This window comes from Holophagales bacterium, from assembly GCA_016699405.1.
Classification (GTDB): domain Bacteria; phylum Acidobacteriota; class Thermoanaerobaculia; order Multivoradales; family JAGPDF01; genus JAAYLR01.
Genome location: CP064972.1, coordinates 1,540,457 through 1,562,244 on the forward strand (window position 1 = coordinate 1,540,457; position 21,788 = coordinate 1,562,244).

General features: G+C 71.0%; 16 protein-coding genes. 8 read left to right on the plus strand and 8 right to left on the minus strand.

From position 1 onward, the window contains the following. The first annotated feature begins 134 nt into the window (after positions 1–134). The 3 genes from IPJ17_06630 (at position 135) to IPJ17_06640 (ending at position 4,197) form a co-directional block, all read left to right on the plus strand. Positions 135–272 (plus strand): hypothetical protein, encoded by a 138-nt coding sequence (locus tag IPJ17_06630; protein ID QQR75247.1) that lies wholly within the window; start codon positions 135–137, stop codon positions 270–272. A 43-nt stretch (positions 273–315) separates the two neighbouring features. Next, a complete protein-coding gene (locus tag IPJ17_06635; GenBank protein ID QQR75248.1) occupies positions 316–3,438 on the plus strand; it encodes a PD40 domain-containing protein in 3,123 nt (1,040 codons plus the stop codon). A gap of 582 nt (positions 3,439–4,020) precedes the next feature. Further along, positions 4,021–4,197 carry a hypothetical protein gene (locus IPJ17_06640; GenBank protein ID QQR75249.1) on the plus strand — a complete coding sequence of 59 codons (177 nt, stop codon included), beginning with the start codon at positions 4,021–4,023 and terminating at the stop codon, positions 4,195–4,197. Between the two features lie 153 nt (positions 4,198–4,350). On the opposite strand, the gene IPJ17_06645 is transcribed toward IPJ17_06640, so the two are convergent. From IPJ17_06645 to IPJ17_06655, 3 genes are read right to left on the minus strand one after another with little or no spacing between them, the layout of a single operon-like run. Beyond that, complete coding sequence (locus IPJ17_06645; protein QQR75250.1) at positions 4,351–5,121, minus strand: esterase family protein; 771 nt, start codon at positions 5,119–5,121, stop codon at positions 4,351–4,353. A 39-nt stretch (positions 5,122–5,160) separates the two neighbouring features. Further along, entirely contained in the window at positions 5,161–6,384 is a 1,224-nt protein-coding gene (locus tag IPJ17_06650; protein ID QQR75251.1) for a 4-phosphoerythronate dehydrogenase, read from the minus strand. A 23-nt stretch (positions 6,385–6,407) separates the two neighbouring features. Further along, the gene (locus IPJ17_06655; GenBank protein QQR75252.1) at positions 6,408–6,791 is read right to left on the minus strand and encodes a hypothetical protein; all 384 of its coding nucleotides are present in this window, start codon (positions 6,789–6,791) and stop codon (positions 6,408–6,410) included. A 276-nt stretch (positions 6,792–7,067) separates the two neighbouring features. On the opposite strand from IPJ17_06655, the gene IPJ17_06660 reads away from it, so the two are divergent. Next, complete coding sequence (locus IPJ17_06660; GenBank protein ID QQR75253.1) at positions 7,068–9,020, plus strand: DUF5011 domain-containing protein; 1,953 nt, start codon at positions 7,068–7,070, stop codon at positions 9,018–9,020. Positions 9,021–9,250: 230 nt separating this feature from the next. Here IPJ17_06660 and IPJ17_06665 read toward each other — a convergent pair whose 3' ends face one another. The 3 genes from IPJ17_06665 to IPJ17_06675 are packed head-to-tail and all read right to left on the minus strand — an operon-like array spanning position 9,251 to position 12,047. Next, on the minus strand, positions 9,251–9,913 hold the full coding sequence (locus tag IPJ17_06665; GenBank protein QQR75254.1) for a class I SAM-dependent methyltransferase: 663 nt from the start codon (positions 9,911–9,913) through the stop codon (positions 9,251–9,253). Beyond that, complete coding sequence (locus IPJ17_06670; protein ID QQR75255.1) at positions 9,910–11,133, minus strand: glycosyltransferase; 1,224 nt, start codon at positions 11,131–11,133, stop codon at positions 9,910–9,912. Before IPJ17_06670 ends, IPJ17_06665 begins: the two co-directional genes overlap by 4 nt. Beyond that, the gene (locus IPJ17_06675; protein ID QQR75256.1) at positions 11,130–12,047 is read right to left on the minus strand and encodes a glycosyltransferase; all 918 of its coding nucleotides are present in this window, start codon (positions 12,045–12,047) and stop codon (positions 11,130–11,132) included. The genes IPJ17_06670 and IPJ17_06675 overlap by 4 nt, the downstream gene beginning before the upstream one ends. Positions 12,048–12,217: 170 nt before the next feature. Here IPJ17_06675 and IPJ17_06680 point away from each other — a divergent pair, with 170 nt between their 5' ends. Then, positions 12,218–13,642 (plus strand): cobalamin-dependent protein, encoded by a 1,425-nt coding sequence (locus IPJ17_06680; protein QQR75257.1) that lies wholly within the window; start codon positions 12,218–12,220, stop codon positions 13,640–13,642. Between the two features lie 18 nt (positions 13,643–13,660). Beyond that, on the plus strand, positions 13,661–15,115 hold the full coding sequence (locus IPJ17_06685) for a cobalamin-dependent protein (GenBank protein QQR75258.1): 1,455 nt from the start codon (positions 13,661–13,663) through the stop codon (positions 15,113–15,115). 11 nt (positions 15,116–15,126) lie between these two features. Here the strand turns inward: IPJ17_06685 and IPJ17_06690 are convergent, their stop codons facing one another. After that, positions 15,127–19,263, minus strand: coding sequence for a hypothetical protein (locus IPJ17_06690; protein QQR75259.1), 4,137 nt, complete (start codon positions 19,261–19,263; stop codon positions 15,127–15,129). 345 nt (positions 19,264–19,608) lie between these two features. On the opposite strand from IPJ17_06690, the gene IPJ17_06695 reads away from it, so the two are divergent. After that, the gene (locus IPJ17_06695) at positions 19,609–20,391 is read left to right on the plus strand and encodes a cyclase family protein (GenBank protein ID QQR76107.1); all 783 of its coding nucleotides are present in this window, start codon (positions 19,609–19,611) and stop codon (positions 20,389–20,391) included. 19 nt (positions 20,392–20,410) lie between these two features. Here the strand turns inward: IPJ17_06695 and IPJ17_06700 are convergent, their stop codons facing one another. Beyond that, positions 20,411–20,671 carry an acyl-CoA-binding protein gene (locus tag IPJ17_06700; GenBank protein ID QQR75260.1) on the minus strand — a complete coding sequence of 87 codons (261 nt, stop codon included), beginning with the start codon at positions 20,669–20,671 and terminating at the stop codon, positions 20,411–20,413. Positions 20,672–20,770: 99 nt separating this feature from the next. Here IPJ17_06700 and IPJ17_06705 point away from each other — a divergent pair, with 99 nt between their 5' ends. Then, on the plus strand, positions 20,771–21,769 hold the full coding sequence (locus IPJ17_06705; protein QQR75261.1) for a DMT family transporter: 999 nt from the start codon (positions 20,771–20,773) through the stop codon (positions 21,767–21,769). The last annotated feature ends 19 nt before the right edge of the window (positions 21,770–21,788 follow it).

Genomic DNA, 21,788 nt, shown 5'->3' on the forward strand with positions numbered 1-21,788 from the left:
TCGACGGAGACGCGAGAGACGACGCTGGCGCTCGGCCCGACATTGGGATGGGTCACCGCGGAGCTGCGGGGCTTCCGTCCGGGCAGTGCGCTCGTCGCGCACTCGTCGCGCACTCGGTGCGGATGCGGGCGGAGGTGCGGGGATTCGGGATCATCCCTGCCTACACGGTGGAGATCGACCAGCCGCTCTTCGCCCTCGACGTCGACCTGCTCACCGACGTCTTCGAGTCCGGGGATCTCGCCGCCTGGGGAGCGGTGCGCACCGGGTTGTAGACTGATCGGCATGGAGAGCGGGCGATCAGTCTGCTGCGCTCGCATGGCGGGGGCGGTCCTGCCGGTGCTCTTGCTCCTCGCCGCGGCGTGCCCCGTCGGTGCCGAGGGGCTGACCCTCGTGTCCAGGGCGATCGGAGCGGACACTCCTGCGGGCTGGACGCACGAGTCCGTCATCAGCGCCGATGGCCGGTACGTCGTGCTCGTCACCATCACTTCCAGCCCGATCCCCGGCGTCGTCGATCTCAACGGCGGCGAGGACATTTACCTCTGGGATCAGTCGAGCGACACGCGCGAACTCGTATCGCACGCGGCCGGGCATTCCGAAGTGGCAGGCAACGGTCGCTCGCTTCCGAAGGCAATCAGCGCGGACGGTCGATTCGTCCTGTTCGAGTCGCAGGCAAGCGACCTGGTCGTCTGGGGCAGTGGCGTCCTGGCGGCTGAAGGCGTCTTCCTCTGGGACCGGGAGTCCGGATTCGTCTCGCTGGTGTCCCATCGCGCCGGAGACGTGACCTCGCCCGCGAACCGGGAATCGCGCGCAGCGGCCCTGAGCGGGGACGGTCGATTCGTCGCGTTTACCTCGGCCGCGACCGACCTCGTCGCCGGGGCGAGCGACGGCAACCAGCGCGACGATGCGTTTCTCTGGGACCGGCTCTCGGGGAATGTGAGCCTCGTTTCGCATGCCTTCGGTTCGGCGGCGACCACGGCGAACGGCAGCTCGTGGGCGATGGACTTGTCGGCCGACGGCGGAAGCGTGGCCGTCTACTCCTCCGCCACCGACCTGTTGCCAGGGGCGAGCGGCGGCCCGGAGAGCTGGCAGGCCTACTCGATCGACCGGGAGACCGGTCTCGTCAGCCTGGTGTCGCACGTCCCGGGCTCGGGCACCACGCCCGCGGGAGGCCAGTCCCATCCGGTAAGGTTCAGTCAGGACGGGCAGACGCTGCTCTTTTCGTCGACCGGTTCGGACCTGGTCGCCGGAGGTGTCGACACCAACGGGTACACCGACGCCTTCGTCTGGGACCGTGGCACGGGCGAGGTGACGCTGGTCTCTCACGCCGCGAGCTCGGCGACCTCGGCGGGGAATCGGGAGTCCACCCCCAAGGCGGTGAGCGCGGACGGGCGCTTCGTGACCTTCGAGTCGCGGGCGACCGATCTGATCCCCGGGGAGGTCGATCCGCATAATGAGCAAGACGTCTTTCTCTGGGATCGGAGTACGGGAGCAATCACCTTGGTCTCTCACGCCCACACCTCGGTGACGACTCCCGCCGACAGCTACTCCTTCGCGACCTCGCTGAGCGCAGACGGACGATTCGTCGCGTTCTCCTCGTGGGCGAGCGACCTCGTGGCGGGAGGGACTGGCCCTGCTAGCAAGTCCGACGTCTTCTGCTGGGATCGCGAGTCAGGTGAGGTCTCGCTGGTTTCTCATCTGTCAGCGTCGCCCACCGCGGCGGGGAACAACCACTCGGGGTCAGCTGCCCTGAGCGCGGACGGTCGCGTCATGGCCTTCTCGTCCGCGGCGACCGATCTCGTCGCAGGAGCTCGCGACACGAACTGGTCGGAGGACACCTTCCTCTGGACACGAGAGACGGGGTCGGTGACCTCCGTGTCGCGGAGATTGCCCGGGGCGATCGGAGCCAGCGCGAACCCTTGCTACGCAGGGCTGATGAGCAGCGACGGTAGGTTCGTTGCCTTCAAGTCGGCCGCCGGGAACCTCATCCCAGGAATCGTTGCGGAATACCCGAAGGCCGCCGTCTTCCTCCGGGACATGGAAACCGGATCGGTCGCACTGGTCTCCCACGTCCCCGGCTCCGCGACGGTTGCGGGGAACCGAGACTCCGAACCGGTCGCCATGAGCGACGGCGGACGATTCGTCGCCTTCACATCGGGAGCGACCAACTTGGTCGCGGGGGAGGTCGATCGCAACGGGTACAGGGACGACGCCTATCTCTGGGACCGCGGCACCGGGACCGTGGCACTCGTCTCGCACGTCCCCAGGGCGAGCGCGACGACAGGAAACAGCGCGTCCGTGCCCAGGGCCCTGAGCGCAGACGGCCGCTTCGTGGCCTTCTACTCGTTCGCTTCGGACCTGATCGTAGGCGGGACGGACTCCAATCGGCAGGCCGATGCCTTCCTCTGGGATGCCCGGACCGACAGGGTGAGCCTCATCTCCCATGTTCCGGGCTCGACGACCCGGGTCGCCAACCACCACTCGGAACCGGTGGCGATGAGCCCGGACGGGAAATTCGTCCTCTTCACCTCCTACGCGACCGATCTGGTGGTCCCGGGCAGCGACCCAGCGGTCCGCGCGCCGCAGGTCTACCTCTGGGAACGCGAGACCGGAGCGGTGACGCTGGTGTCCCATGCCGCGGGATCCGCCACGTCGCCGGCCAACGCGACGTCCCACCCCGGTGTGCTGAGCGCGGATGGAGGAGTTGTAACGTTCCCATCGTACGCGAGCGACTTGGTGGCGGGCGGAGACGACCGCAACGGAGAGCGGGACGTCTTCTCGTGGGACCGGTCGACCGGAGAGATCCGGCTGATCTCCCATGTCCCGGGAATGCCGAACCGGGCCTGCGACGCCGGAGCACCGGGAGCGGTCGCGAGCGGTGATGGGCGCGTCGTGGCCTTCTTTTCCAGGGCGACCGACCTCGTCGCCGGCGGTACCATTCCGGGCGAGCCTGCCGGAAACGTGTTCACTTGGAGTCGCGAGACGGGGCTCGTCGAGCTGGTCTCCCATGTGCCCGGGATACCGACGCTGGCGGCTAACGGCCTGTCGTACCCGTCGGCCGTGAGCCCGGACGGGAGGTATGTTCTGCTCGCGTCGAGCGCGACAGACCTGGTCGAAGGCGTCAGCGACAGCAACGCGACGGAGGATGTCTTTCTCTGGGACGGTGAGACGGACTCGATGGCGCTGATCTCGCGCTCCTGGAGCCGTCCGCTTGCCTCAGGGACCGCCATCTCGCGGGCCTATGCGCTGAGTGCGGACGGGGGGCGAGTCACCCTCGGATCCGCCTCGGCGAACCTCGTTCCGGGGGACTTCAACGGCAAGGAACAGATCTTCTGGTGGACCGCCGGCGAGGCGCCGCTTTGGTCGGACGGGTTCGAGACCGGGAGCTCGGCAGACTGGGCGGGGAGGCATTCCGACGAGGCCGTTCCGCTCCTGCGCTGACGGCTACCGCCGGTGCGCGCATCTTGGCGAACCCAAGAGCCTTCAGACCGTGGGGACAGCGCGCGCGGTGGCGCCGGGCGGATCGAGGGTGGAGTTGCCCCGATCCGGTGGACAGTTTAGGACTTTCGGCGTCATGACGGCATTTGGGAGGGGGAGCAGGAGACTCGAAGAGTGCCCATCGGCTCTCTTCCCCGTGTCTTGATCCAACGCGGATCTCGGAATGGGAGTTCGCCCTGGCTCATTTGAGGGCACCCGGCGGTGGCCTGGAAAGCCGGCACCCCCGCGGCGCGATCGACGCGCGATGGACAGGTGTGACTCCGTGCTCGATGTCCTGTGGTCAGCAGGAGCCGTGCGATGTGTTTCGATCTGATAGTGGCGCCCAACTCGTCTCTCGACCGGGTCTACATCGGCGGCATTCCCAAGGTCGATCCTGTGCGTAACGGTCTGCAGGGCTTCGGTTCGCGACTGACGCCTGTATGTGAGACGCCGCCGTAGGGCGCGAGGGGCGGATTCTCTTGACGGGGTAGCGCGAAAAGGAATCTGGCCTCGGTGCCAACTGATCCCCTCGCCGGGAGTAGGCGCGTGGGCGCGCTCGACAGCGAACTCGTCGGCAGCAACGGTGGAAACTGGACTCGAATTGAACCGACGGCCGCCAAGTCTCTTTGCGTGTTGAATTTGGACCTGCATGGCATTCAAGAGGTCGTCGGTTCGATCCCGATCAGCTCCACCAATTTAAACCCCAATAAAGACAGCACTTAGCAGGAAATATGGGCCGGCTTCGGAAGCTCCGAAACCGGCTCAAGGTGTATAAGAACGCACGATTCCGCACACCGATCGAACCCAAATCGAACCGCTTTTCCAGCCTTCACGCGCTGTACCCGAACGTTCGGTGAGTGCGTCGCCGAGCTCTGGTCAGTCCCGCGCCGCGAAAGCCGAGCGATGGAACGCCCAGGCGTTCTCGCCGAGTGCCGCGAGGACGGCACGGGTGTCGTGGCCGACCGAGGGCAGGGCGGTGAAGGTGTGGGCGATGCCGAGCCGGGTGAGGTGTCGTCCGAAGTCGCGATTGAGGGCGAAGGTGTCGTCGCGTTGCCCGACGACGATTCGCACCGTCGTTCGTCCTCGGACGCGCGCGGCGTTGAGCTCGGCGGCGACCCACGGGCTTTCGGCGCGGAAGACCGACAGGTCGCCGCCGTAGACGGTGGCGAGAATCTGTCGGCGCTCTTCGGGGTTCGCCCGGGCGCGCGGGCCTTGGAAGTCGAGATCGAGCGGTCCGCCGGCCAGGATGGAGATGGCGCCGAACATCTCGGGGTGCTTCAGGCCGAGGCGCGCCGCCCCGTAGCCGCCCATGCTGAAGCCTTCGATGGCGCGCCCGGCGCGCGTGGAGAGCGTGCGGAAGCTCGCGTCGACGTCGGGGACGATCTCGCGGACGAGGAGGGTCTCCATCGGCGCGGATCCGTCCGCGGCGTCGCACCACATGCTGGAGGCGAATCCGTTCGGGAAGACGACCAGCATCGGCGGGATCTTCCCCGTCCGGATGGCGTCGTCGAAGTACGCGGCCAGAGGAGCGATCCCCTCGAGACCGCCTCCGCTGCCGTGCAGCCAGTAGAGCACCGGGAAGCGCTCGTCGGCGCCTTGTCCGTACCGCTCGGGCACGTCGACGTGAGAGCTGACGGCCGCCCTCACCGAGGCGCTGCCGACGGTCGACGGACGAACCGATCGACTTCAGGATCGCCGACCGCGCGACGCGACGTCGGAGGGGCGGTCGGGAGGCGAGGACTGCTCCACCGACCGCGCCGCGTTGGCGTCGCTCTCGGGGATCATCCCCAGCGCGGCGAGCGCCGCAGCGGCAACGGGACGTGCCGGCGCGAGGGCAACCTCCACGCCGATCGGCTCGCGAGGAGGCGTGCTGGCGGTGCGGTGGCGCTCGAACGCGGCTCCCCGCTCGCCGGGCGGCAGGCCGGCGATCCGCCGCAGCGCTGCGTCGTCGGCGGCGAGGGAATGGAAGGGTGCGAGGGCGGCGACCACGATCGCCTCGTCGGAGAGGCCATTGGTCTGGATCTCCAGGCGGTGCGGCTCCGGCGGAGCGAGCACGGCGGCGGATGGCCACGCCGGCGTGAGATGGAGCGCCGCGCAGGTCGCCTCGTACACGGTCCGGCTGGCGGCGATCTTGCCGTCGAGGGAGCTCCCGGCGAGGTGCGGGGTGGCGAGCGCCGCCGCCGTGACGCTCTCGGTGGCGACCTCGGGCTCGCCTTCGAACACGTCGAGCAGCGCGACGATCCGGCCCCTCTCGGCGAGCAGGGCGGCCGAGTCGACGACCGAGCCGCGGGCGCAGTTGACGAGCAGCGCACCGTTGCCCAGGGTGGCGAGCTCGCGGCCCCCGATCAGGTGCCAGGTCGGATCGCTGCCACCGCGGGTCAGCGGCACGTGGAGCGTGAGCAGGTCGACACGCGACAGGAGCTCGCGAAGGGGCAGGAAGCCGGCGGCTCCCTCGGCTCGCGCTCGCGGCGGGTCGCAGAGCAGCACCTCGCCGCCGAAGGCCCGTGCGAATGCGGCGACGCGCCGCCCGACGTGGCCGACGCCGACCACGCCGACGCGTCGGCGAGAGAGCGGCACGCCGTCGCGCAGCGCCTGCGCCGTCAGCGCCGCTGCCCACCAGCGTTGGACCGCACCGGCGTTGCTTCCCGGTGCTGCGGCCCAGGCGATGCCGCGCCGTTCGATTGACGCGATGTCGAGGTGGTCGACGCCGCTGGTGACGGTGCCGACGAAACGGAGGTCGCACGCCGCGAGCAGCTCCGCGTCGACGCGCACGGTGCTCCGCACCCAGAGGGCGTCGGCGCCGACCAGCGCTTCCGGGGCGATGGCGGATCCGGGAAGCGCCACGACCTCGCCGTGCGCGGACAGGGCCTCCACGGCGAACGGAATCTGGGAATCGACGACGAATCGCATGCGAGCGGTCTCTCTGGCCTACCTTATGACAGCGACTTGCCCGAGGCGGAGAGCCGGGCGAGCAGCGCCGTGCCGCCGTCGAACCGCCAGCTCGTCGCGTGCGAGGCGCGCGCGTGCCACGGGTAGCCGGCATCCTCGGCCAGCCGCGCAACGTGATCGAAGCCGCCGCTCCAACGCGACGGCCCGTCGGCCTCCCGCAAGGCCACGATGTCGGCTTTCGTCGCGCATGGCAGGCGGGCGATCGAGTCGAGGTTGCGCTCGAAGGTCGCGCGACCGAGGAGAGGCTGATCGAAGGCGACGCGTCGTGCATGCGCCACATTGAGCGACGTGAGCAGGAGCCCGGCCAGGGCCAGGGGGTGAACGGTGCGAACCCGGTGGCGCGAGGGATGACGGCGGGGGGCGCGCATGCAATCCGCAAACGGTGCTTTCACAAGGCGGGAAGCGGAGTGGTCCCGACCGCGACGCTCCGAACGCCACCGTCGGAACCCCTGCCGGCACGGGGCCGCCAAGTTGATGGGCGGGCGACGAGAAGGAACTGCGATGCGACGAACAGCGAGTGAGCGTTTGCCGCCCTCCGGTGGCGAAAACGGGGGTCCGTACGCCGGCATGTGAGTTGCTCTTTCGTCACTGCCGCGCGAGCTCGCGCTCGTGCGCAGAGATGCGGGCGACTCGAGGAGGGAATCATGATCGTGCAGAGTAGGAAGGCGACGTCGTCGTTTGTCAGCAAGAGCGCGCTCTCGCAGCGCCGGTGGACCGGATGGCTTCCGGTTCTCTGTCTCGGAGTCGCCGCCGTTCTCGGCAGCACAGCAAGCGTCGAGGCGACCGCCGCGTTCCCCGACGCGACCTTCGAGCTGGTGGGCACCATGGCCCAGGCGGAGGCCCCGCTGGCCTTCGCGATCGCCGAAGCTCCGGTGGACGGCAGCTCGCTCGTCGTCGGCGGCTCGACGCTCGGCGGGACCTGGCTTCGCTCGGTTCGTCGCTACTCGCTGGTCGACGGAAGCTGGCAAGTCCTCGAGAATGTGCTTCCTTACCCTTGGTACAACAACGAGCGGCACGGTGCGGCGCTGGCTTCCAACGGGCTGGTCTATGTCGGTCCTGGCGATGGACCCGGAGGATGGGGACAGCACGACCGCATCATCGAGCTGGACGTCACCGCCGGAACCGCGCGCGAGCGGGCGCCGATCGTCTCGGCGGGAGCCCGCATCTGGGGCGTGGCGCTCGCCGCAGCGCCGGCGTCGCGCGGCGGGGTCTACCTGATCGGCGGTTGGAACGGCGGTGGGATCTCGGATGTGCGTCACTACGACCCGGCAACCGATCAGACGCGGTGGGTCGGCCACCTCGCCGTTCCACGGACGGTGGGCGTTCGCGTCAGTCACGCGAACGGCCGCGTCTACCTCTTCGGCGGCAACACCTTCGGCACCATGTCGATCGTGGAGGTCCTCGACACGAACACCGAAACGATTCGCACCATTGCCAACCCCGGTGGATTCCAGTTCATCCACGGCACGCTCGGCTGGGTCGGCGCCGACGGGTTCATCTACCTGTGGAATCCGATCGGCAGCTTCATGGGGGCGAGCTCGGATCGCATCATCCGCTTCGACCCCGCCACCGAGACGTTCGAGAACCTGGGTGACTCGCCGATGCCGACGGCAATCCCGATGTCTGCCTTTGCGGACCTCGAGGGCGGGCGGACTCTCTACTTCGGCTTCGCTCGCCCCGGCTATGTCTGGGGCGCCTCCGGGACGATTGTCGGCGAGGTCTGGCAGTTGACGCCGATGACGTCGAACGAAGATCCGGTGGCCGACGCCGGGGTGGACCAGCAATTGACGGCTGACGCCGCCTGCCGCACGACGGCTCACCTCGACGGCTCGGCGTCCTTCGACCCGGACGGCGACGCGCTCGCCTTCCGCTGGACGACGCCGGCCGGCTCGTTCGAGTCGGCAGCGGTCGACGTCGTCCTCGCTCTCGGCGACCATGGGATGCAACTTCAGGTCACCGACGGCAAGGGAGGGTCGGACACCGACGAGGTGACCGTTCGCGTCGTCGACGGAACCGGCCCGACGGTCGAGTTGATCGGACCGATGCTCCAGCAGGTCGAGTGCGGTCAGACGTACGTCGAGGCGGGAGCCGCGGCTCGCGACAACTGCGATGCCAGTCCGACGCTCGCCGCGACCGGCACCGTGTCGAGCAGCGTCCCGGGAAACTACGAGATCCGCTATGTGGCGAGCGACGCCAGCGCGAACCTCTCGGCGACCGCGGTGCGCACCGTTGCGGTCGTCGATTCGGTGGCGCCCACGACGCCGGCGGTAAGCGCCAACCCCACCCTGCTCTGGCCGCCGAATCACCGGATGGTGGCAGTGAGCGTCGTCGCGTCGAGCACCGACCGCTGCACGCCGACGCCAGCTTGCGCGATCACCGCGGTGACCAGCAGCGAGAGCGTCAACGGGGGTGGTGATGGCGACACCGCTCCCGACTGGCAGGTCGTCAGTGCGTCGCAGGTTCTCCTGCGTGCCGAGCGTTCGGGTGGCGGACCGGGCCGGGTCTACACCGTGACCGTGGCCTGTGCCGACGCGAGCGGCAACCGCAGCGTCGGTTCCGCGACGGTGAGAGTGCCGCTGAACCAGTCCGGTCGCTGAGGAGGGCGGGTCCGCTCGTGAGGAGAGGACGTCCGGCTTGTCGGCAGCCCCGGCCGCCGACGAGCCGGGCGGTCTCTCCTCCGGTGGCACCGCGACCGCACACACGCCGCGAGGGGGTCTTTGATCCTTCCCCGGCGCCTCGTCTGGAGAGGCTGGTGGGGCCGAGGCCGAGCCGGCGCCCCGTCGGGCCTCCGGCGCTACGTCGAAGGACTCGTCGCCTGGGGATGCCGTCAGCCCTTCCAGGCGAGTCCGAGCAGGGCGTCGCCGACCCAGGGGACGGTGACGAAGCGGCGGAGCCGGGCGAGCGGGCGCAGGATGGGCGTCGATTCGCCGACGGAGTGGAAGTTGAAGAACGTCTCGACGCGGATGTCGGAGAACCCCGCGCTGCGCAAGGCGCCAGCGAGTGCGGGGCGCGAGAAGAGATGGCGGTGCGTCGGGTCCTGGTACCAGGACCACCGGCGACCGAGCAGGGGGCGCGCGAGGCTGTGGGCGTTGAGCGTGATGGTGAGCAGGACGCCACCCGGGCAGAGGACGCGATGGCATTCGGCCAGTGCGGCTCCTGGATCCGAGACGTGCTCGATCACGTCACAGAAGGCGATGGCTTCGAAGGAGCCGTCGGCGAGCGGAAGTCGTTGCGCGTCGGCACAGAGGAGGCGCCGCGGCGTGCGTTGACGCGCACAGGCGACGAGAGCGTGCTCGATCCCCCAGGTGGCGATGCCGCGACCGGCGAGCTCGTCGACGAGCAAGCCGACGCCGGCGCCGAGGTCGAGCGCACGCGGTGCCGCCGGCGCTTCGGCCAGGAGGCGATCGGCCACGGCGCGCAGGTAGCCGACCTTGCCGGCATGGAGCCGGAAGTAGTCGCGCGCGAAGTAGCCGGGCTCGTAGCCGCTCATCGCGGTCGCTCTCGGGCGGCGCCTCCGGCCTGCCGAGGGGCAGCGCGGCGGGCGGCGAGGTGGCGCAAGAGCCGCTCGTAGGCGGTGGCCAGCGCCGGCCAGTCGAAGTCCCCCGCCCGACGGCGGGCGGCGCGGGCGAGCGTCCGGCGTCGCACCTCGTCCCCGAGCAGGGAGGCGATCGCCGTGGCGAACGCCTCGGCGGTCGGCTCGCAGGCGAGGCCTTCGATCCCGTCGCGCACCAGCTCGCCGACGGCGCTCTCCGTCGAGCGCGCGAAGACGACGGGAGCTCCCGCCGCCATCGCCTCGAGCGGGACGATCCCGAACCCTTCGCGCAGCGACGGCTGCACCACCAGCCGCGCTCCGGCGAGACCGCGCCAGACGTCCTCGAGGTGCGGCACCTGCCCGTGGAACTGCACCCGGGGGGCGACGCCGAGCTCGTCGGCGAGCGCGACGAGCCGTGCCCGCTCCGGTCCGTCGCCGTAAATCGCGAGCAACGGGCCGTGCGGGACGAACGGTGCGAGCCGCGGCAGCGCCGCCAGCAGGAGGTCGACCCGCTTGTGGGCGAGCAGGCGTCCGGCGAAAACGAGCGGCGGACCGGGTGGCGCACCCGCGGTGGCGACGGCGAACCGCTCGAGGTCGAGGCCGCACGGCGTCAGGGCGACGTCGTCGCGCCGTCGCAAGAGGGCGAGCCGCCCGCGGCCGAGCTCGCTGGTGGCCGCGACGCGTGTGCCGAGGCGCGCGGCAGCGGACTCGAAGGTGCGATAGAGCGGTGCGAGGAGCGGACCGACGTAGTCTCGCCAGTAGGCCCCCCAGACTTCGTACCAGACGACGAGCAGCGGCACGCCGGAGGCGCGGCAGCGCAGAGAGACTCCTGGCAGGTGGGCGAAGGGCATGTTCGCCGTCTCGACGACGTCGAAGTCGCGCACCGAGAGGCGCGCTGCGCGCAACGCGTAGTCGAGGGCGCGGCGGTTGCTGCGCCGGCCCCCGAGGTTGTAGAGCCCGCGAGGCTCGCCGAGCGAGAGCCGGGTGACGCCGGTCGGGGCCGGGCCGTCGCTCGCGCCGAAGCCGGCCAGCACGACCTCGACCCCACGTCGCGCCAGGGCGGCGGCGAGCTCGGCGTTGCGGCTCTCGATGCCGCCCGCGTAGTCGGGGGCGAGCGTCTCGTAGAGCAGCAGCAGCCGCAGTGGGCGATCGACGGCCGGTGGCGAGAAAGCGGTCACCGTCCGGCGATCAGCGCGGCAAGCTCGTCGGCGCGACGGTTGACCGAGGAGAGGATGACTCCGCAGGAGAACGACAGCGCGGCGAGCACGAAGAGCGCGGCGGCGAGAACGGCGAGGGGCAGTCGGTGGACCAGCCCGGTTTCGGCGAAGTCCACCAGGACCGGCCAGCCGCACAACAGAGCGCTCGCCGAGAAGAGCGTGGCGAGCGCGCCGAAGCAGGTCAGCGGCCGGTAGTCGCGGAAGTAGGTGAGCAGGGCGAGCAGGATGCGCGAGCCGTCGCGCCAAGTCTCGAGCTTGCTCGTGCTGCCCGCGCCGCGCGGCCGGTAGTCGACGGGGATCTCGGCGATCGTGAGCCCCCGCCTGGCCGCCTGCAGGGTGAGCTCGGCCTCGATCTCGAAGCCGGTGGCGAGCAGCGGCGCGGTGCGCAGGAAGCGGCGCGAAAGGAGGCGATAGCCGGAGAAGAGGTCGCCCGTTCGCACCCCGAAGAGCAGGCGGACGAGCGCGATGAAGAGCCGGTTGCCGACCGAATGCCCGGCGGGGAAGGCCCCGTCGGCGGCCTGCTGGAGGCGCGTGCCGACGACCTGATCGGCGCCGTCGAGGCCTGCGGCGACGAGCGCCGGAGCTGCGTCGGCCGGGTAGGTGTCGTCGCCGTCCACCATCAAGACGAAGTCCGCCTCGGTGGCGGCACGAAATCCCGCCAGGACGGCATTTCCCTTGCCGGGGTTCGGCTCGCGAATCACCCGGGCACCGGCTTGCCGCGCCGCCTCGGCGGTGCCGTCGCGCGAGCCGTTGTCGACCACCAGCACCTCGGCGAGGGGTAGCGCGGCGCGAAAGTCCCGGACCACTTTGGCGATGTGGGAGACCTCGTCGTGGCAGGGAATCACCACGACGACCCGCGCCGTCTGGGCTGCCATCCGCTCTCCGGTCTGCTGCCGCGGCTCGAATTCGGACATCGACCGGACTCTAGCAGCGCACCCCGGCGACCTCGCGCGAGGCCCGCCCGTTGGGGCGGGGGCGCCGGACGACGACCCGCCTAGAGTCGGACGACTCAGGCCGCGAAGGTGCCACCCGCGGGGAGGGGCGATTGCGAATCCTCTTGGTCAAGCCGAGCCCACGACTCGCGACGATTCGCGGGCTGCAGGCGTTCCAGCGCCTCGAGCCGCTCGAGCTCGGCTACCTCGCGGCGGCCGCGGGGCCCGGCCACGAGATCCGGGTGCTCGACCTGCGCCTCGCCTGGTTTCCCGCGCGCGCCTTCGCCCGGAGCCTGGCGCGATTCCGGCCCGAGCTCGTCGGCTTCACCGGGTACACGCACGAGGCGACGGCGGTGCTGCAGCTCGCACGCCAGGCCCGCTCCGCCCTGCCCGCGGCGCGCATCGTCGTCGGTGGGCATCACGCGACGGTGGCGCCGGAGGACTTCGACGACCCGGCGTTCGATGCGGTGGTGCGCGGCGAAGGGTGCGCGCCGTTTCGCGCCCTGGTCGACCGCGCGGTACGCGGCGAGGGGTTCGAAGGGATCGCCCAGGTTCGCGTCCCGGGCACGCCGGTGCCGCCCGGCGAGGGCTGGCCGCGCTATCCCGACCCCGCCACGCTGCCGGCGCCACGCCGTGATCTCTGGTCGCCGAGCGACTACCGGTCGGTCTGGTTGGCCGAGGGGGTTCAGGCCTGGCAGCCGCTCTTTCCACGCGTGGCGACGGTGCGGACGTCGTACGGCTGCCGGATGCAGTGCAGCTTCTGCATCGTGCCGCAGCTCTCGGGCGGCGTGCACACGCCGCGGCCGGTCGACGCGGTGGCCGACGAGATCGCCGCCCTGGCCGCCGACCACGTCTACTTCGTCGACGACGAGAACTTCCTCGACGAAGCGCACGGCTTCGCCCTCGCCGAGGCGCTCGCGGAACGCGGGGTGCGCAAGCGCTATTTCGCCTGGACGCGGGCGACGACGGTGCTCCGCTCTCCCGAGCTGCTGCGGCGCTGGCGCGAGATCGGGCTCGACGCCGCCTTCCTCGGTTTCGAGTTCACGCGCGACGAGGAATTGCGCGACGCCCGCAAGGGCGCGACGGTGGCCGCCAACGAACGGGCGCTCGACACGCTGCGCGCCATGGGCGTCGCCGTGCACGCGGCGTTCATGATCCGGCCCGAGACGACCGAGCGCGAGCTCGACCGACTGCTCGCCTACGTGCGCAATCTGCCGCCGGTGCAGTCGAGCTTCACCGTCTGCACGCCGTCGCCGGGCACCACGGACTATGCGGCGCTCGCCGAACGCTTCTGGATCGACGAGCCGCGCGACCTGCACGACTGCATGCATCCGCTGACGCGCACGGCCCTCCCGTTGCCGGAGTTCAGCCGGCGCTACGCCGAGCTCGCCGCCGAGGGGACGGCGCGCACGCCGATGCGCCTCGAGCGGCGGCCGATCCGTCCGACCGACGCGCTGCGCGTCGTTCGCGCCGAACGCGCCTATCTGAAGAGCTATCGGCATCTCTTCCTCGACTACCCACCGGCGTTGTGGGCCTGAGAGCGGAGCTTCACGACCATGCGCACGCTGCTCGTCTACCACAACCCGTCACGCGAGATGCTCTCGGCGCCGCCGATCGGTCTTGCCTACGTGGCCTCGGCTGCAGCGGACGCCGGGCACGAGGTGAGGTTCCTCGACCTGTCGCGGCGGCGCGACCCGGTGGCGGCACTCGCCGGCGAGCTCGCCCGTCATCGGGTCGAGGTGGCGGCCTTCTCGATCCGCAATCTCGACAACACGATCCGGCAGCGGCTGGAGAGCGACCTCCACCTCCACCAGGTGCTCATCGCGACGGCACGCCAGTGCGGGGCGACCGTCGTCGTCGGCGGGCCGGCAGTGACGCTGCTCGGTGCCGCGAGCCTCGACACGCTGCCAGCCGACTTCGCGGTGCTCGGAGAAGGAGAGGAGGCGTTCCCGGCGCTTCTCGCCGCGCTCGCCGAGGGACGGTCGCCGGCGCAGATCCCCGGGGTCGCCTGGCGCGACGGCGAGAGGGGAGTCTCCGCCACGGCGTCGCGCCGTCTCGAGCGCTTCGGCGCCTCGGGGCTCGAACGCTGGATCGACTGGGCGCCCTATCGGCGCTCGGGCTCCACCTGGCCGATCCAGGGCAAGCGCGGCTGTGCCCTCTCGTGCGTCTACTGCTCCTACCCCGGTCTCGAAGGGCGGCGGCACCGCCAGCGTCCGGCAGGGGAGATCGTCGACGAGATCGAGCGCGTGGCGCGTCTGGCCAAGCCGCGCGCGTTCGAGATCGTCGACTCGACCTTCAACGTGCCGGTCGAGCCGGCGCTCGAGCTCTGCCGCGAGCTGCGACGGCGCAAGCTGCGCGTCTCGCTGACCGCCATGGGAGTCAACCCGCTCGGCGTCACCGAGGAGCTCTTCCCGGAAATGGAGGCGGCCGGCTTCAACTCGGTGATGATCACGCCCGAGACCGCGTCGGAGCGGATGCTGGGCAATCTCGCCAAAGGCTTCGATCGCGCGGCGGTGGAGACGACGGCGGCGCGCATTCGCCGTTCGCGGCTCGCCTCGGCCTGGTTCTTCCTGCTGGGCGGCCCCGGCGAGACGGAAGAGACGGTCGAGGAAACGCTCGCCTTCATCGAGCAGAAGCTCGACTGGGAGCGCTGCCTCTCGATCGTCTTCACCGGTATTCGCGTCCAGCCGGGCACCGCACTGGCGGCGGCCGAGGTGGCGTCGGGTCGGCTCTCCGCCGCGCAGGACTACACGGCGCCGCTCTTCTACCTCTCCCCGGAGATCCGCGAGGACTGGATCCTGCGCCGCATCGACGAGACGATCGGTCGCCGACCGAACGTCGTGCACGCGGCCGAGGGATCGGCCTCCCCCTGGCAGATCACCATGGAGCGCACCTTGAGCCTCTTCGGCGTCGCTCCTCCCTACTGGCGCTTCTATCCGCGCTACCTCGCGCTGCCGCCGATCCGCGCCCTGCGCCGCCGCTTCCCCTTCAGCGGGCGGCTCGCAGTCTAGGAAGGGATCGCTCAGCTCGTCGGCGCGCTGCCGTCCGTCGACGGCGGTGGGGTGGTCGGCAGGCTCGCGGCGGGTCTCGGCGGGCGAGGGCGCCAGCCGCCCCCGGTCGTCAGGCAGGAGTACCCCCAGCGCAGCCAGGCGACTACCGACGTCGCCAGCCAGAGCGCCCAGGCGAGCATCGCCAGGCGGAAGACGAAGAGCGGGAGCGTGAACGTGCTCGCCACCGGCAGCGGTCCGGCCGTGCGATCGGCAAACCAGCGCAGCTCGTGCGCCGAGGAGCCATTGCCGGCGACGCGCATGTCCGGGCTGCCGAGCAGACCCTGCGGCACGGCGTAGATCAGGCATCCCATCGCGACGACGGTCAGGCCGACGAGCAGCAGTTGCAGGAGATCGTGCCGCCACCAGGCGAGGTCGAGCGACATGCGCCGTCGTGCCTCGAGCGCGAGCAACCAGGCGACGACGACGGCGAGGGCCCACCACGACGCGGTGGCGAACCCGAGGCCGAGCAGCAGCCACTGGAGCAGGGAGAGCGGAGCGCGGCCGAAGCGGGCGAGCGCCCAGGCGGCGAGCAGGAGCACGGCGAGCTCGCCCCAGACGAGCACCGCCGGGCCGACCGGTGGGCCCCAGGTGGCGAGCAGCCAGCGGTTGGCCGGCAGACGCCGGACGAGCTGGAGGTTCGAGGCCGGAGCACCGAGGTCGACGGCCGGCGAGGAGCCGAGCAGCGAAGCGCCGGCGACGTCGCGGAAGCGGAGCACGATCCGTTGCGTACCGGGATGGAGCGGCAGGCTCAGTCGGCCCTGCTGCGGCCGCAGGTTGAGCACGGTGTCGTCGATCTTCACCTCCAGCACCTCCGCCGTGGCGGGCAGGTTCACGGTGTGCTGGCCGCCGCGGGTCGAGCGCAGGGCGAGAGATAGGGTGTGCTCGCTGGCGCGTTGGCCGATGTCGGACACGAGGGTGGCGTCGTCGATGGCGAGCGTCGCGCCGGCCACCGCTTCGGGCCGGCTCACCGCGAGCGCGAGCGTCTCGCCGGGCAGGGGGTGGAGCTCGTGCACCCAGAAGCTCTCGGCCTGGGACGGGCGCACCGGCGGTAACCCGGAGAGCTCGACGTGCCACTGCGGGCTGACGGCGACGCGCCAGGTCTCGGCGCGCTCCGCGAGGTCGGAGGCGGAGAGCTCCAGGCGATCGACGCGTTCGAGCCGCGACTCCCACGTCACCTCGTCGACGCCCGCGCCGAAGGCCGCGGTGACCTTGCCGCCGCGGGCTTCGAATCCCGGCGTGAGCACGCTCTCGCCCGGCAGCAGCGGGATCTCGACCGCCAGGCTGCCCTCGCGCGGCGCCACCCGTGCCACGCGGGTCGTGACCGACCAGTCGAGGTCGAGATCGAGCTCGCGCGTCACCAGCACGAAGGGCGGAATGCGGGCCGTTCCGCCGGCCGCTTCGCCGCGTTCGCCCTCCTCCCGCACACGGACGAGCGAGAGGGTGTCGGTGAGCAGGCGATCGTCCCGGCGTCCGTTGGCGTCCCATCCGGGGCTGTCGACGACGAGTCGTCCCGGGGGCAGCGGAAAGCGAAGGTCGAACGACTCGCTGGCGGCAAGTCGTCCCGCCAGCTCGACGCGGTGGACGCCGCGCCCGAGCGGCAGGAAGAAGGCTCCGTCGTGCTGCGCGAGCTCGCCTCGCACCGCGCCGTCGACGGTGATCGTGTCGATGCGCCAGCTCGCCGGAGCGGCCGGAACCGGCATCGCGACCAGCGTGGCGGCGTGGGCGGTGAGGGTCACGGACAGCCGCCCGTCGCGCACCGCGACGCTCGCCTCCTCGACGCTGCCGCAGGCGGGGAGGCACTCCGGCGCCTTGAGCAGGCGGAGCCGCAACTGATCGAGGAGCACCGGGTCGGGAGTGCTCTGGGCGCCGGTGCCGGTTGCTCCGAGCAGGAGAACCAGAGCCGCCGTGAATGAAGCGTGGAGAAGCCGTATGACCGGCCACGGGCCCGCCTTGAGGGCGCCGAAGAGACGTGAGAGCAGCAGCGCGAGCAGTGCCACCACCAGGACGCGCAGCGCACGAGTCAGCCAGGCCGGGGTGATCCAGAGCCGCACCGTCTGCTCCGGCAGCACCGGTCCGCTCCACGACAGCCGGGCGCTGCGCCACGACCAGGCCGGCTCGCCGCCGCCGGCCTGGAAGACGTTGCTCGCGGCGTAGCGCTGCAGACGACGCACCGACTTCGACTCGTCGCGTGTCGCCGCGAGGACCTTCGGCTCCTGGTGCAGCTCGATGTCGGCCGAGACGGGCTGCTCCTCGCCGGCGTTCGGAGCCGGAGCGGGCGCCGCGGCGGTCGGCGCAAGGCCGAACCCGAACCTGGCGCCCTCCGGCAGAGAGCCCCTTTCGCTGCCATAGACCAGGCTGGTCTCGAGCTGAGGATAGAGCGCCAGTCGCATCTGTCTCGCGGCGAAGGGGAGGGCGACCAGCAACAGCACGACGCATGCCGCCACCCGGATCCAGGCGACGACGGTGGCGAAGCGACCGGCGGGGAGCGCTCGTCCGAGCAGGGCGAGGATCAACACCGCCAGCGAGGCCCAGAGCGGCCCGCCGTCCTCGTGATAGGCGAGGCCGAGCGCGACGAGCGCCAGCGTGCCGCCGGTCGCGCCGAGGAGCCGCCAGGCGAGCAGGGCGACGACGAGGAGCAGGAAGAGATCGAAGAGCGTCCAGCGGTCGACCCAGGCATCGGGGCTCGCATCGGCTCCCAGCGCGGCGACGAGCTGCCGGCCGGGCGGCAGATGGAGGGTCACGGAGACGTTCTCGAACGGCGCCTGCCATCCCGTGACCGGCAGATTGGAGCGCAGCTCCTCGACCCGGCTCGAAGCCTCCAGATCGACGGCCGGTGCCCGCAGCTCGACGCCGGTCAGGCCAGGGCCGGCACCGGTGGTGACCAGCAGCGGCTCGCCCCCCGCCGTGGCGCGTCGCAGCGCGAACGGCGGTGCCAGGTCGAGGCGGAACCCCTGCACCATGCGACCGGCGAGATGGTCGCGCGCCGAGAGTCCCGGGCCGGAGAAGTCGAGCCAGAGCTCGCGTTGCAGTCGCAGTCGGTTGGCGTCGTCCCCAGCCATGCCGCGACTGGTCTCCTCGATCGAGATTCCGTCGCCGGCGGCGACCACGAAGGCGGGAAACGGTCGCCACTCGGCAGGCACGTCGACCTGGCTCGGGTCGACCGGTCGACCGCCGGAGGCGGCGGCGACGCGCAGGCCGGGACGCGCCTCGAAGCTCCAGATCTCCTCGGCGGGCCAGGGCGACTGCAGCGCGGGGCGACTCACCTGTCGCAGCGGCTCGAGGCCGCGCGCGTGGAGGACGATCTGCCAGTTGCCCGGGCGCAGCTGGACGCGCAGGCGTCCGTCGGCGCCGAGCATCGTCGGCAGCGGGCTGTCGATCCCGGTCGGTTGCCAGCCGGGGGGCAGCGGGAGGCCGAGGACCTCTTCGCGCCCGCGGCCCGACACGTCGAGGCCGAGGCGCGTTTCGAGCTGCGGCGGTAGCTCGTCGGTGAGCTTGCGGTAGACCTGCACCGTCAGGCTGTCGGCCTGCCCTTCCGCGGCCTCGGCGCGACCCAGCCAGAGCGAGGCGCCGTCGCGCTGCAGCGGGAAGATCGACTGGCCGTCGAGCACGAGGTCGACCCGGCCGATCGCCGCGGGCACGGCGAGCGCTTCGGGGCGCCGGCTCCAGACGAAGCGTCCGTCGACGAGATGCTCGCCGCCGGAGAGGAGCAGCGACGGAACCCCCTCCCGGTCGACGACCGGAGCGGCGACGCCGTCGACGCGGACGGCGGACGGTCGATGTTCGCCGTCTCCTGGCAAGGGGATCCACGTCTCGGTCCAGATCCGCCACCGGATGGCGAAACGCCCGCCGCGGGTGTCGGCGGCGAGCGACAGCTCACCGGGCCAGCCACAGGCATGCTGTTCGGCGGCGCCGAATTCGCCCCCGAGCCAGAAGGGACACTGCCGGAACTCCTGGCCGGCGAGCGCCCAGTCGCGCCAGGGGGCAAGCGCCGGCGGGATCGCCTCGCGGCCGGCGCCCGCATCGCTCGCTGTCCTCCCCTCGCCGGCCGCGAGGGTCATCAGACCGGCGGCCAGGACCCACAGCCATTGCCGTCTCGCATGCCCGAGCATCGCTCTTGCCTCCGTCGGCCGATCGCCCTGAAGCTCGCATCGTAGCGCTCCGGCCGGGTCGGTTGCAGCGATGCGTCGCGGCTCGCCGCCTCCCGCCGCGGTCGGCCTCGACACGAACCCCGGAAGCCGCCGGAGACGCAGATCGGGCTCGGAAGTCCGGCTGCCGGCGAGCCGACGTCTTCTCGCCGCAGGTGTCCTCCGTCGAGGGGGATTGGGACAGAATGCGGGCCTCAACCGGCCCCAGGAGGAGAGACGATGCGCTTCGCAGGGAGAAGGAACGACTCGCCCGTGGGAGGACGTCGCGAGAGCGCTCTGCGCCGGGTGGCCTGGGCGCTGCTCGGGGTGATGACGGCCGGCAGCTCGCTCGCCGAGACGACCCGTCCGGCTGCGGGGATCGACCTGGCCACGGCCACCGTCGTCGATCTCACCCATCCGTTCGACGAGCGCACGCTCTACTGGCCGAGCGGCGGAACGAATCTGACCTTCTCGCTCGAGCGTGTGGCCTATGGCCCGACGCCCGGCGGCTACTTCTACGCGGCGAATCGCTTCTGCACGCCGGAGCACGGCGGGACGCATCTCGATGCGCCGATCCACTTCGCCGAGGGCAAGCGCACCGCCGACCAGATTCCGCTGCGCCAGCTCGTCGCACCGGCGGTGGTGATCGACGTCACCCGGCAGGTCGCGGCGGATGTCGACTACCGGTTGACACGCGAGGACGTCCTGGCCTTCGAAGCGAGCCACGGGCGGATCGCCTCCGGCACGATGGTGTTGCTGCGCACCGGGTGGAGCTCGCGCTGGGGAGATCGCAAGGCCTACTTCGGCGACGACACGCCGGGCGACGCCACCCACCTGCATTTCCCTTCCTTCGGGCCGGAGGCGGCACGGCTCCTGGTCGAGGAGCGGGGGGTCGGGGCGATCGGGGTCGACACGCCGAGCATCGACCACGGCCCGTCGCGCGATTTTCTCGTTCACCGCATTGCCGGGGCGCACGACGTGCCCGGGTTCGAGAATCTCAAGTCGCTCGACGAGCTGCCGGCGACCGGCAGCTGGGTGGTGGCGCTGCCGATGAAGATCGGCGGCGGCTCTGGCGGGCCGCTGCGGGCGATTGCCCTCCTGCCCGGGAAATAGCCGTCGGCGCCGCGCGGACTCAGTCGTCGAAGAGGCTGTCGACGAGGTCGATGTAGCGCCGCTTCGCCTCGTCGCGGGCGACACCCTGCAGGTCGTCCCAGGCGTCGAACTTGGCCCGTTCGACGAACTCCATCATCCCGGGACGCTCGCCCTGCACATCCCCCTGGGTGCTCTGCTTGTAGAGAGAGTAGAGCTTGAGCAGCACCTCGTTCGAGGGACGCTTGGTGAGGGTCTTGACCCGCCGTTCCGCGGCAGCGAACTCGTCATCGATCATCGACATGGGACTCTCCTCTGGAACTGCCGACGCCAAGCGTACCGCGCTTCGCGCGAAGGGCGGCGCGACGCGGCCGGGCGCATTCCCCTCCGGTAGACTCCGCGCTTGAGCACTCGACCGTCGGACCGTCCCCTCGCGGCGGCGCGCCTCGATCCGCCGCGGCTCTGGCGCGTCTACCTGCTGCTCTTCTTCATCTTCCTCATCTGGTCCAACTCGTTCATCGCCGTGCGGGCGCTGGTCGGCGACCTGGTGCCGATGGCCGAGCGGCTCGACCCACGCGAGCTGGTCGTCGTGCGTTTCGCTCCCGTCGCGCTCTGGTGCGTCGCCTGGTTCGCCTTGCTGCCCGCGGCACGACGTGAAGCGTGGGGGATCCTGCGCGCCCATCCGTTGCTCGTTCCCTGGCTGGGGTTCCTCAACGTCTGGGGCTACAACCTCGCCTTCGCCGCCGGGCACCGGCGTATCGGAGCCGGCACCGGGTCGTTGATCATCACGCTGAATCCGGTGTTGACCTTCCTGCTCGCCGTGCTCTCCGGGCAGGAGAGGCCGACCTTCCGGCGCGCCGCCGGCCTGGCGGTGGCCTTCGCCGGCATCTACGTGGTGGTGGTTCACGGGGCGGGCCGGACGGTCGAGGCCGCCTACCTGCGCGACGCGCTTCTCCTGCTCGGTGCCCCGGCGAGCTGGGCGGTCTACACGGTGCTCTCGAAGCCGCTCGTGTCGCGGTACTCGCCGCTCCATCTGACCTTCCTGGTGCTCGGACTGGCCAGCCTGCCGACCGTGCCGATCGCTCTTGTCGACACGCCGCTGCGGGCCAAGCTCGCCCTCTGGGGGACGGAGCGCTTCGGCGCGGCGCTCTTCCTCTCGCTCGCCTGCACGCTCTTCGCCTTCTGGCTCTGGTACGAAGCGCTGCGCCGGCTGCCCTCCTCGCGGGCCGCGGCCTTCGTCTTTCTCAATCCCCCGCTGGCGCTCTTCTTCGAGTGGCTCTGGTTCGGTCGCGTGCCGGCGGCGGGGCTCTTCCTCGGCGGCCTCCTGGTGCTTGCCGGGGTCTTTCTCTGCAACCGCGGCGATGCGCCGCGGACCGCCGACCGCGCGGTCGAGGTGCACTGAGTCTCGTCGGACGGCGCGC